This is a genomic window from Streptomyces sp. SYSU D01066-1 (genome assembly GCF_054956795.1).
Window position 1 is genome coordinate 113242 of the sequence record NZ_JBUDHV010000008.1, and the last position, 11612, is coordinate 124853.

At 72.6% G+C, this 11612-nt stretch carries 11 protein-coding genes; 5 read left to right on the forward strand and 6 right to left on the reverse strand.

From position 1 onward, the window contains the following. Positions 1 to 14: 14 nt before the first annotated feature. Both ACY1JF_RS10750 and ACY1JF_RS10755 read left to right on the forward strand, forming a co-directional pair. On the forward strand, positions 15 to 986 hold the full coding sequence (locus tag ACY1JF_RS10750; protein ID WP_462704796.1) for an NUDIX hydrolase: 972 nt from the start codon (positions 15 to 17) through the stop codon (positions 984 to 986). Continuing rightward, positions 983 to 1828 (forward strand): MBL fold metallo-hydrolase, encoded by an 846-nt coding sequence (locus ACY1JF_RS10755; RefSeq protein WP_462704797.1) that lies wholly within the window; start codon positions 983 to 985, stop codon positions 1826 to 1828. The genes ACY1JF_RS10750 and ACY1JF_RS10755 overlap by 4 nt, the downstream gene beginning before the upstream one ends. Positions 1829 to 1833: 5 nt before the next feature. Here the strand turns inward: ACY1JF_RS10755 and ACY1JF_RS10760 are convergent, their stop codons facing one another. After that, complete coding sequence (locus ACY1JF_RS10760; RefSeq protein WP_189421912.1) at positions 1834 to 2508, reverse strand: Crp/Fnr family transcriptional regulator; 675 nt, start codon at positions 2506 to 2508, stop codon at positions 1834 to 1836. Between the two features lie 396 nt (positions 2509 to 2904). Between ACY1JF_RS10760 and nth the strand changes: the two genes are divergently transcribed. From nth to ACY1JF_RS10775, 3 genes are all read left to right on the forward strand, one after another. Beyond that, complete coding sequence (gene nth, locus ACY1JF_RS10765; RefSeq protein ID WP_462704798.1) at positions 2905 to 3984, forward strand: endonuclease III; 1080 nt, start codon at positions 2905 to 2907, stop codon at positions 3982 to 3984. Between the two features lie 73 nt (positions 3985 to 4057). After that, positions 4058 to 4747: an NUDIX hydrolase gene (locus ACY1JF_RS10770; RefSeq protein ID WP_462704799.1), complete on the forward strand. Its 690-nt coding sequence runs from the start codon at positions 4058 to 4060 to the stop codon at positions 4745 to 4747. 103 nt (positions 4748 to 4850) lie between these two features. Beyond that, positions 4851 to 6053, forward strand: coding sequence for a MarP family serine protease (locus ACY1JF_RS10775; RefSeq protein ID WP_462704800.1), 1203 nt, complete (start codon positions 4851 to 4853; stop codon positions 6051 to 6053). A 103-nt stretch (positions 6054 to 6156) separates the two neighbouring features. Here the strand turns inward: ACY1JF_RS10775 and ACY1JF_RS10780 are convergent, their stop codons facing one another. The 5 genes from ACY1JF_RS10780 to acs all read right to left on the reverse strand — a co-directional run bounded on the left by ACY1JF_RS10780 (position 6157) and on the right by acs (position 11478). Beyond that, entirely contained in the window at positions 6157 to 6339 is a 183-nt protein-coding gene (locus ACY1JF_RS10780) for a hypothetical protein (protein ID WP_462704801.1), read from the reverse strand. Between the two features lie 85 nt (positions 6340 to 6424). Beyond that, positions 6425 to 7372: an alpha/beta fold hydrolase gene (locus ACY1JF_RS10785; protein WP_462704802.1), complete on the reverse strand. Its 948-nt coding sequence runs from the start codon at positions 7370 to 7372 to the stop codon at positions 6425 to 6427. Continuing rightward, complete coding sequence (locus ACY1JF_RS10790) at positions 7369 to 7857, reverse strand: phage holin family protein (protein WP_462704803.1); 489 nt, start codon at positions 7855 to 7857, stop codon at positions 7369 to 7371. Before ACY1JF_RS10790 ends, ACY1JF_RS10785 begins: the two co-directional genes overlap by 4 nt. A gap of 84 nt (positions 7858 to 7941) precedes the next feature. Next, positions 7942 to 9369 carry a Na+/H+ antiporter NhaA gene (nhaA, locus tag ACY1JF_RS10795; RefSeq protein WP_462704804.1) on the reverse strand — a complete coding sequence of 476 codons (1428 nt, stop codon included), beginning with the start codon at positions 9367 to 9369 and terminating at the stop codon, positions 7942 to 7944. A 153-nt stretch (positions 9370 to 9522) separates the two neighbouring features. Beyond that, positions 9523 to 11478 (reverse strand): acetate--CoA ligase, encoded by a 1956-nt coding sequence (acs, locus tag ACY1JF_RS10800; protein WP_462704805.1) that lies wholly within the window; start codon positions 11476 to 11478, stop codon positions 9523 to 9525. Positions 11479 to 11612 lie beyond the last annotated feature (134 nt).

The window sequence follows — 11612 nt, forward strand, 5'->3', positions numbered from 1 at the left end:
GATAGCCTCCGGCCATGGCGAAGGGTCAGGCGAAGGGTCAGGCGGACGGCCGGGCGGACGGCCAGGCGAAGGGTCAGGCGGACGGCCGGGCGGACGGCCAGGTGAACGGTCAGTGGTACCCCGAGGAGTGGCCGGAGCGCATCCGCGCGCTCGTGGCCGGCGGTCTCACCCCGGTCATGCCCAGACGCGCGGCCACGGTGATGCTCCTGAAGGACCCCGGCCCCGCCGTCCACATGCTGCGCCGCCGCACCTCCATGGCCTTCGCCGGCGGCGCGTACGCCTATCCGGGCGGCGGCGTCGACCCGCGCGACGACGACCGCGCCGTCGGCTGGGCGGGCCCCACGCGCGCGTGGTGGGCGAAACGGCTCGGCACGGACGAGGCCGCCGCCCAGGCGATCGTCTGCGCCGCCGTGCGGGAGACGTACGAGGAGGCGGGCGTCCTGCTCGCCGGGCCGACCGCCGGGACCGTCGTCGGGGACACCACCGGCGACGACTGGGAGGCCGACCGGGCCGCGCTGGTCGCCCGGGAGCTGTCCTTCGCCCAGTTCCTGGAGCGGCGGGGCCTGCTGCTCCGCTCCGACCTGCTGGGTGCCTGGGCGCGTTGGATCACCCCGGAGTTCGAGGCCCGGCGCTACGACACGTGGTTCTTCGTGGCCGCCCTCCCCGAGGGGCAGCGCACCCGCAACGCCTCCACGGAGGCCGACCGCGCGGTGTGGACCACGCCGGCCGAGGCCGCCGCCGGGTACGACCGGGGCGAGCTGCTGATGATGCCGCCGACGATCGCGACGCTGCGGACGCTCACCGGGTACGGCACGGCGGCCGGGGCGCTGGCGGCGTCCGCCGGGCGCGATCTGACGCCCGTACTGGCCCGGGCGCGGCTGGAGGACGGCGAGATCGTGCTGTCGTGGCCGGGGCACGAGGAGTTCACCAAGTACGTCCCGGCGACCGCCGGGACGAGTACCGAGACCGGGGGAGCCCCCGCATGACCGACGCGACCGCACTGCCCGGCCGGCCGCGCGGCCAGGTGCTGACCGGACCCGCCACCGCACGGGCCGTCAACGTCCTGGCCCCCAACGCCTCGCCGATGACCCTGGACGGGACCAACACCTGGATCCTCGCCGAGCCCGGTTCGGACCTGGCCGTCGTGGTCGATCCGGGGCCGCTGGACGAGGGCCACCTGCGGCGTGTCGCCGGCACCGCCGAGCGGGCCGGCCGGCGGATCGCCCTGACGCTGCTGACGCACGGTCACCCCGACCACGCCGAGGGCGCCGCCCGCTTCGCCGAGCTGACCCGTACGAAGGTGCGGGCGCTGGACCCGGCGCTGCGGCTGGGCGAGGAGGGGCTCGGGGCCGGCGACGTGGTCACGGCCGGCGGCCTGGAGCTGAGGGTCGTACCGACGCCGGGTCACACCGCCGACTCGCTCAGCTTCCACCTGCCCGCCGACCGGGCGGTGCTGACGGGCGACACGGTGCTGGGACGCGGTACGACCGTCGTGGCCCACCCCGACGGCCGCCTCGGCGACTACCTGGACTCCCTGCGGCGGCTCAGGTCGCTCACGGTCGACGACGGCGTGCACACGGTGCTGCCGGGGCACGGCCCCGTCCTGGAGGACGCCCAGGGGGCCGTGGAGTACTACCTCGCCCACCGCGCCAGCCGTCTCGCGCAGGTCGAGACGGCGGTCGAGGACGGTTACCGGACGGCCGCCGAGGTCGTCGCCCAGGTCTACGCGGACGTGGACCGCTCCCTGTGGCCGGCGGCGGAGCTGTCGGTACGGGCGCAGCTGGAGTACCTGAAGGAGCACGGGCTCATCCAGCCGCCCGCGCCCTGAGCGCCTCAGCGCGAACGCTTCGCCAGCCGCTCCACGTCCAGCAGGATCACCGCGCGGGCCTCCAGGCGGAGCCAGCCGCGCTGGGCGAAGTCGGCGAGGGCCTTGTTGACCGTCTCGCGGGAGGCGCCGACCAGCTGGGCCAGCTCCTCCTGGGTGAGGTCGTGCACCACGTGGATGCCCTCCTCGGACTGCACGCCGAACCGGCGGGACAGGTCGAGCAGGGCGCGCGCGACCCGGCCCGGAACGTCCGAGAAGACCAGGTCCGACATGGCGTCGTTGGTCTTGCGCAGCCGGCGGGCGACGGCGCGCAGCAGGGCGGTGGCCACCTCCGGGCGGACGTTCAGCCAGGGCTGGAGGTCACCGTGGCCCAGGCCGAGCAGCTTGACCTCGGTCAGCGCGGTGGCGGTCGCGGTGCGCGGGCCCGGGTCGAACAGCGACAGCTCGCCGATCAGCTCGCCGGGGCCGACGACGGCCAGCATGTTCTCGCGGCCGTCGGGGGAGGTGCGGTGCAGCTTGACCTTGCCCTCGGTGACCACGTACAGGCGGTCGCCCGGGTCCCCCTCGTGGAACAGCGAGTCACCGCGAGCGAGGGTCACCTCACTCATGGAGGCGCGCAGCTCGGCGGCCTGCTCGTCGTCGAGCGCCGCGAAGAGCGGGTTGCGCCGCAGAACGTCGTCCACGAGTTCTCTCCTATTCGACCTGCTCAGGGGAGCTTGCTCCCCGGTGGTTCCAGGGGACCGTGGTGCCCATTGTGAGGGACGGTCCAAACAGTGTGATCTGTCACAAGGATGCCGCACAGGTGTGCCGGGGTACGCGGCAGGGGTCCAATTGGGCGCCGATCTTCAGGGTCCGGGGCGGATGTCAGTGCCGGGCCGTAGGGTGGCCGGGTGTCCAAATCGCCGGTGAGAACGCAGGCCGAGGGGGCCGGGCAGGTGGTTGTACGTCGGTATTCCGCTGTGGGCGAACAAGGCCCCGATGGCGGTAGTGAAACGGCGAAAGCGTCGAAACGGCCGGCCGCGGCGGAGACGGGTACGGCGAAGAGGGGTACGGAAAAGAGGGGTACGGAGAAGAGGGCGGTGACGGGTACGGAGAAGAAGGCGGCGGCAGGTACGGCCAAGAAGGCAACGGCAAGTACGGCCAAGAAGGCCGCAGGTACGGCGAAGAAGGCGGCGCCCGTCCGGAAGACGGCGGCGAAGAAGGCGACGGGGAGCGCGGAGAAGGCCCCCGGCGGGAAGAAGGCCGCCGTCAGTACGGAGAAGCCCGTCGCCGAGAAGCCCGTCGCCGCGCCCAAGAAGGCCACCACCACCGCCGTCAAGAAAGCCACCACCGCCGTCAAGGGCGCCGCCCCCGCGAAGAGGGTCCCCGCCGGCTCCCCCCGCGAGGAGTCCCGTACCGCGCTGGTCCGCCGGGCCCGCCGCATCGGCCGCGAGCTGGCGGAGGTCTACCCGTACGCCCACCCCGAGCTGGACTTCGAGAACCCCTTCCAGCTGCTGGTGGCCACGGTGCTGTCCGCCCAGACCACCGACCTGCGCGTCAACCAGACGACCCCCGCCCTGTTCGCCAAGTACCCCACCCCCGAGGACCTGGCCGCCGCCGATCCGGCGGAGGTCGAGGAGATCCTGCGCCCGACCGGCTTCTTCCGGGCCAAGACCAGGTCGGTCATCGGGCTGTCCAAGGCCCTGACGGAGGACTTCGGCGGCGAGGTCCCCGGCCGCCTCGAAGACCTGGTCAAGCTGCCCGGCGTCGGCCGCAAGACCGCCTTCGTCGTCCTGGGCAACGCCTACGGCCGTCCCGGCATCACCGTCGACACCCACTTCCAGCGCCTGGTGCGCCGCTGGCGGTGGACCGCCGAGACCGACCCGGACAAGATCGAGGCGGCCGTCGGCGGGCTGTTCCCCAAGAGCGACTGGACCGACCTCTCGCACCACGTCATCTGGCACGGCCGCCGCATCTGCCACGCCCGCAAGCCCGCCTGCGGAGCCTGCCCCATCGCCCCGCTCTGCCCGGCGTACGGCGAGGGCGAGACCGACCCGGAGAAGGCGAAGAAGCTGCTCAAGTACGAGAAGGGCGGCTTCCCGGGGCAGCGGCTGAACCCGCCGCAGGCGTACCTGGACGCGGGCGGCAGACCGGCGCCGCCGCTCGGGCGCCCCGCATGACGCATGCCGGCGGCCGATCGGCGGAACGATCTAGGGGACACCGGGCGTTGGACACGACAGAACGGGGGTGGCGATGACGCGTGCGAGTGACATGCGGGAGGTCGCGCTCGACCGGTCGGGCCTGCCCGGCTGGCTGGAGCCGGTGGCGCGGGCCGTGGACACGGTGCGGCCCACCGAGCTGAGCCGTTTCCTGCCCCCCGAGGACGGCGGCGGACGGCAGTCGGCCGTGCTGATCCTCTTCGGCGAGGGCGAGCGCGGCCCCGAGCTGCTGCTGATGGAGCGGGCCGGTTCGCTGCGCTCGCACGCCGGGCAGCCCGCCTTCCCGGGCGGCGCGCTCGATCCCGAGGACGGCGACCCGCAGGGCGACGGCCCGTTGCGGGCGGCGCTGCGCGAGGCCGAGGAGGAGACCGGCCTCGACCCGTCCGGTGTGCGGCTGTTCGGTGTGCTGCCCAAGCTCTACATCCCCGTCAGCCAGTTCGTGGTCACGCCCGTACTGGCCTGGTGGCGCGAGCCCAGTCCGGTCGGGGTCGTCGACCCCGCCGAGACCGCCCGGGTCTTCACGGTCCCCGTGGCGGATCTCACGGACCCCGCCAACCGGGCCACCGCCGTCCACCCCAGCGGCCACCGGGGCCCGGCGTTCCTGGTCGAATCGGCCCTGGTGTGGGGCTTCACCGCCGGCATCATCGACCGGCTGCTGCACTTCGCGGGCTGGGAGCGGCCCTGGGACCGCGCCCGGCAGGTCCCGCTGGGCCGGCAGGCATGACGCGCATGACAGGGTGGGCGCCGTGCCGTGCCCGGCGGGGGGACGCGCCCCGGGGCACCGGCCGGGCTGAAGCGAGCGGAACGACGAGGCGAGGCTAGAAGCGGTGAACGTGCTGGACATCCTGTTGCTGGTCGCCGCCGTCTGGTTCGCGATCGTCGGCTACCGGCAGGGCTTCGTGGTGGGCGTCCTGTCGGTGATCGGTTTCCTCGGCGGCGGACTCGTCGCCGTCTACCTGCTGCCCGTCGTCTGGGACGCGATGACCGGCAACGCGGACGTGAACACGACCGCCGCCGTCGTCGCGGTCGTCATCGTCATCGTCTGCGCCTCCGTCGGACAGGCCCTGACCACCCACCTCGGCAGCAAGCTGCGCCGGCACATCACCTGGTCGCCCGCGCGCGCCCTGGACGCCACCGGCGGCGCCCTCGTCAACGTCGTCGCCATGCTGCTGGTCGCCTGGCTGATCGGCTCGGCCATCGCCGGGACCACGCTGCCGACGCTCGGCAAGGCGGTCCGCGACTCCCGGGTGCTGAACGGCGTCGCCGTCGCGCTGCCCACCGACCAGACCGACCGCTGGTTCCGGGACTTCTCCTCGATCCTCGCGCGGAACGGCTTCCCGCAGGTCTTCAGCCCGTTCTCCAAGGAGCCGATCGCCGACGTGCCCGCCCCCGACCCGGCGCTCGCCAAGAGCGCCGTCGCCGTGCGCGCCCAGCGCTCCATCGTCAAGGTCATGGGCAACGCGACCGGTTGCGGCAAGGTCCTGGAGGGCACCGGCTTCGTCTACGGCGAGCGCCGCGTGATGACCAACGCGCACGTGGTGGGCGGCGTCGACGAACCCACCGTCCAGATAGGCGGCGAGGGCCGCACGTACGACGCGACGGTCGTCCTCTACGACTGGCGGCGCGACATCGCCGTACTCGACGTGCCGGACCTGCGGGCACCGGCGCTGCGGTTCGCCGACGAGGACGCGGACATCAACGACGACGCCATCGTGGCCGGCTTCCCGGAGAACGGGTCGTACGACGTCCGGGCGGCCCGGCTGCGCGGGCGCATCACGGCCAGCGGCCCGGACATCTACCACCGGGGCACCGTCAGCCGGGACGTCTACTCGCTCTACGCGACCGTCCGCCAGGGCAACTCGGGCGGACCGCTGCTCACCCCCGAGGGCGAGGTCTACGGCGTGGTGTTCGCCAAGTCCCTCGACGACCCGCAGACCGGCTACGCGCTGACCGCCGACGAGATCCAGGACGACATCGTCCAGGGGCGGACCGCCGGCCAGCAGGTGGACAGCGACAGCTGCGCCCTGTGAGCGCGGGTCCCCGGGCGCGGCGGCTCGGCGCGGTCGGGCCGGTCCCGTGCCGTGGTTCCAGCGGCGCCGGTGCCGTGCCCCGCCGCTCCAGCGGCACGGTGGCTCAGCCGCGCGGGTGACGCAGGCGTACGGAGACCCAGCGGGCGCGGCGGCGCAGGATGCGCGGAATGCCCACCCGCGGGTCGGCGCCCGCCAGTTGCGGGGTGCCGCCTCGCCGGTGGGGGCTCAAACCGCTCGGGGAGCGGCGAGTGCGTGCTGCGTCACTGTAGTCGTGCGTCCAGCCCATACCCCGACGTCTGCCCCTGGCCCAAGGTCGATAACCGCTTCCGGGGCCCCCAATTGGCCTATGCGCCGGGCATGTGGCCGCTCGGTCAGCGATCGGGTTCCGGGTCCTTCAGCCAATTGATCAGTTCGGTGGAGAAAGCGACCGGGTCTTCCTCGTGGGGGAAGTGGCCGAGCCCGTCGAACAGCCGCCAGCGGTAGGGGGCTTCGACGTACTCCCCGGAGCCCGCCGCGCTCCGGGTGCGCGTCACCGGGTCGAGCGAGCCGTGCAGGTGCAGCGTCGGCACCCGCACCGGCCGCTTCATCCGCCGGTTGAACTGGATGCCGTCGGGCCGGGCCAGCGAGCGCACCAGCCAACGGTACGGCTCGATCGAGCAGTGCGCCGTGGAGGGGATGCACATGGCGCGGCGGTAGACCTCCACGGCGTCGTCCTCGGGCGGCCGGGGGCCGGACCACTCGCGGATCAGCCTGCCCACGAGGGCGCCGCCGTCCGCGGTGAGCTGCCGCTCCGGGATCCAGGGCCGCTGGAACCCCCAGACGTAGGAGTTGGCGCGGGTCTGCCGCGCGTCCCTGAGCATGGCCGAGCGCCAGCGGCGCGGATGCGGCATCGAGGCCACCGCGAGCCGGCGGACCAGCTTGGGGCGCATCGCGGCGGCCGTCCACGCCAGGTAACCGCCGAGGTCGTGGCCGACCAGCGCGGCGTCCGGCTCGCCCAGCGAGCGGATCACGCCGGTGATGTCCAGCGCGAGGCCGGCCGGGTCGTAGCCGCGCGGGGTGCGGTCGCTGCCGCCGACACCGCGCAGGTCCATGGCGACGGCGCGGAAGCCCGCGTCGGCGAGCGCCACGAGCTGGTGCCGCCAGGCCCACCAGAACTGCGGGAAGCCGTGCAGCATCAGCACCAGCGGTCCGTCACCCAGCTCGGCGATGTGGAAGCGGGCGCCGTTGGCGGCGACGTCCCGGTGGAGCACCTCGTGGCCGGGGAGGTCGAGCAGTACGGGCGAAGGGGGGTGCGCCGCGGGAGTGGCGGGGTCCGTCATGAGGACGAGCGTGCCACACCCTCGACGGCGGCGGGGGAGCGGTCCTGGGCCGGCTCCGGACGCGGGTGCGGCCTGGCCTTCTGGAGCACGCCCGCCGACTGCTTCACGGAGGCGGCGACCTTCTGCGGGCCCTTGCCCTTCTTGGCCTTCTTCGCGAAGGCGACGCCGACCAGCGCGAGGACGGCGGCGACCAGGACGTTGGCCGCGAAGGAGAGCAGGAAGCAGACCGCCAGGTTCCAGTGGCTCCAGGTGCGGATGCCGTACGCCAGGGCGAAGTTCAGCATCGGGAGCGAGAACACCAGCAGGGCGCCCGCCAGCGAGAACGCGCCGCCGCTGGTGGCCCCGCGCTTGACGTCCTGTTTGAGCTGCGCCTTGGCCAGTGCGATCTCGTCGTGCACGAGCGCCGACATTTCGGTGGTCGCCGAGGCGAACAGCTGGCCGATGCTGCTTTCGGTACCGACCGGGCTGCCGTCGGGTGCGCTCATCGCGGTCTCCCTCTTCTGTTTCGCCGCGGACTGGTCTGCGATCTCTTCCGCGTACGGTTCCGTCTTTTGTACCGTCTCGTCAGATCATGCCGGACGGCCGCCCTCCTCGCCTGCCCCGCCCGGCACCTCGGCAAGCCGCGCGGACTCCCGCTCCCGCGCGATGTCCTGGGCGATTTGGCGGTGTTCGGCGGCCTTCCGCTCGTGGAGGGCGGCCATCCGCAGGTGGTACGCCGGGTCGTCCTGCTCGTAGACGTCCGGGACGCCGCTCTCGTCCTCGTCGCGCTCCTCGGCCTCGCACAGGGCCCGGTACTTGGCGTTCCGTATCCGCAGCAGCACCGTGGCCAGCAGCGCCGCGATGAGGGACCCGGTCAGTACGGCGGCCTTGACCTCGTCGGTCAGTACCGCGTCGCCCTCGAAGGCCAGTTCGCCGATGAGCAGCGACACGGTGAAGCCGATGCCGGCCAGCGTCGCCACCGCGAACACGTCCGCCCACGCCAGGTCCTCGCTGAGCGAGGCCCGGGTGAAGCGGGCGGTCAGCCAGGTGCCGCCGAAGATGCCGAGCGTCTTGCCGACGACGAGCCCGAGGACCACGCCGAGCGTCTCCGGCCGGGTGAACACGTCGGCGAGCGCGCCGCCGGAGACCGAGACGCCCGCGCTGAACAGTGCGAACACCGGCACCGCCAGCCCCGCCGACAGGGGGCGTACGAGGTGCTCGATCCGCTCGCCGGGCGAGTGCTCCTCGTCCTTTTCGCGGTGGCAGCGCAGCATCAGGCCCATCGCGACGCCGGCGATCGTGGCGTGGACGCCGCTGTTGTACATCAGCGCCCAGATGACGAGGCCGAGCGGGACGTACACGTACCAGCCGCGTACGCCCCGGCGCAGCAGCAGCCAGAAGAGGGCGAGGCCGGCGACCGCGCCGCCGAGCGCCGCGAAATCCAGGTCCTCGGTGAAGAAGACGGCGATGATCAGGATGGCGAACAGGTCGTCGACGACGGCGAGGGTGAGGAGGAAGGCCCGCAGGGCGCTGGGCAGGGAGGTGCCGATGACGGCGAGCACGGCCAGCGCGAAGGCGATGTCGGTGGCCGTGGGCACGGCCCAGCCGGCCAGGGAGCCGCCGCCGGCCGTGTTGGTGAGGGTGTAGACGAGCGCGGGGGCGGCCATGCCGCACAGCGCCGCCACCACCGGCAGCGCGGCGGCCCTGGGGTCCTTGAGGTCCCCGGCGACCAGTTCGCGTTTCAACTCGATGCCGGCGACGAAGAAGAAGACGGCCAGCAGTCCGTCGGCGGCCCAGTGCGCGATCGACAGGTCCAGGCCGAGGACGGCGGGGCCGAGGTGGAAGTGGCTGACGCTCTCGTAGCTGTGGCTCAGCGCCGGTACGTTCGCCCAGATCAGCGCGGTCACCGCGGCGACCAGCAGCAGGACGCCGCCGACGGTCTCGGTGCGCAGCGCGTCCGCGAGGTAGGTCCGCTCCGGGAAGGAGAGACGGCCGAGGAGCTTGCGGGGCGTGGACAAGGTGGAGACCCTTCCGGTGGATGAGCAGCACGAATCGCGTGCCGACCAGACTTCCCGGCGCCCCATGAGGTTCTTGTTCGGTTGTTGACCTCCTTCTTACCTTAACCGCCGAGGGCACCCGGTGCTCCGGGTGCCCTCCGTGACGTGTGTGTGTCAGTCCTCGCTCGGCGCCGCCGGCAGCCGGGACTGGATCAGGTCCATCACCGTCGAGTCGGTGAGCGTGGTCACGTCACCGAGCTGCCGGTTCTCCGCCACGTCGCGCAGCAGCCGGCGCATGATCTTGCCCGAGCGGGTCTTCGGCAGCTCGGCCACCGGCAGGATCCGCTTGGGCTTGGCGATCGGGCCGAGCGTGGCGCCGACGTGGTCGCGCAGCTGGCCGACCAGTTCCGCGGTCTCCGCCGCCGTGCCGCGCAGGATGACGAAGGCGACGATGGCCTGTCCGGTGGTCTCGTCGGCGGCGCCGACCACGGCCGCCTCGGCGACCGAGGGGTGGGAGACGAGGGCGGACTCGACCTCGGTGGTGGAGATGTTGTGGCCGGAGACCAGCATCACGTCGTCGACCCGGCCGAGCAGCCAGATGTCGCCGTCCTCGTCCTTCTTGGCGCCGTCCCCGGCGAAGTACTTGCCCTCGAACCGGGACCAGTACGTGTCGATGAACCGCTGGTCGTCGCCCCAGATGGTGCGCAGCATCGACGGCCACGGTTCGGTGAGGACCAGGTAGCCGCCCCCGCCGTCGGGCACCTCCTGGGCCTCGTCGTCGACGACGGTGGCCGAGATGCCGGGCAGCGCGCGCTGGGCGGAACCCGGCTTGGCCTCGGTGACGCCCGGCAGCGGGGAGATCATCATGGCGCCGGTCTCGGTCTGCCACCAGGTGTCGACGACCGGTGTGGTGTCCGCGCCGATGTTCTTGCGGTACCAGACCCATGCCTCGGGGTTGATCGGTTCGCCGACCGAGCCGAGGACGCGCAGCGAGGACAGGTCGAACTTGGCGGGGATGTCGTCGCCCCACTTCATGAACGTCCGGATCGCGGTGGGCGCGGTGTAGAGGATCGTGACGCCGTACTTCTGCACGATCTCCCAGAAGCGGCCCTGGTGCGGGGTGTCGGGCGTGCCCTCGTACATGACCTGGGTGGCGCCGTTGGCGAGCGGGCCGTAGACGATGTACGAGTGCCCGGTGACCCAGCCGACGTCGGCGGTGCACCAGTAGACGTCGGTCTCCGGCTTGAGGTCGAAGACCGCCCAGTGGGTGTACGCCGTCTGGGTCAGATAGCCGCCGGAAGTGTGCAGGATGCCCTTCGGCCGCCCCGTCGTACCGGACGTGTAGAGGATGAACAGCGGGTGCTCGGCGTCGAACGCCTCCGGCGTGTGCTCGGCGGACTGCCGGTCGACGGTCTCGTGCCACCACTTGTCGCGGGAGTCGTGCCAGGCGACGTCCTGGCCGGTGCGGCGGACGACGAGGACGTGCTCCACGTTCCCGGCGCGCTCGACGGCCTCGTCGACGGCGGGCTTGAGGGCGGAGGGCTTGCCGCGCCGGTAACCGCCGTCCGAGGTGATGACCACGCGCGCGTCGGCGTCCTGGATGCGGGTGGCGAGCGCGTCGGCGGAGAAGCCGCCGAAGACCACCGAGTGGGCGGCGCCGACGCGGGCGCAGGCCAGCATCGCGATGGCCGTCTCGGGGATCATCGGCATGTAGACGGCGACCCGGTCGCCCTTGCGCACGCCCAGCTCCAGCAGGGCGTTGGCGGCCTTGGAGACCTCGTCCTTCAGCTCGGCGTAGGTGATCGCGCGGCTGTCGCCGGGCTCGCCCTCGAAGTGGAGGGCGACGCGGTCGCCGTGCCCGGCCTCGACGTGCCGGTCCACGCAGTTGTACGCGACGTTCAGCTCGCCGTCCTTGAACCACTTGGCGAAGGGCGGGTTGGACCAGTCGAGTGTCTCGGTCGGCTCCTTCGCCCAGCTCAGCCGGCGGGCCTGCGCGGCCCAGAAGCCGAGCCTGTCAGCCTTGGCCTGCTCGTACGCCTCGGCCGTGACGTTGGCGTGGGCGGCCAGGTCGGCGGGCGGCGCGAACCTGCGCTCTTCACGCAGCAGGTTGGCCAAGGATTCATTGCTCACGACGTCTCCCTTTCCCAGGGTTGTCCGCGGGTTGCCCGCTGTGTCCCAGGCCACAGCTCATCAGACCGCGCGGTCCGATGACAAGGGTCGACGGACAACTGGTGTAGACCTGTTGGCGGAGCGGATCTCGCTCC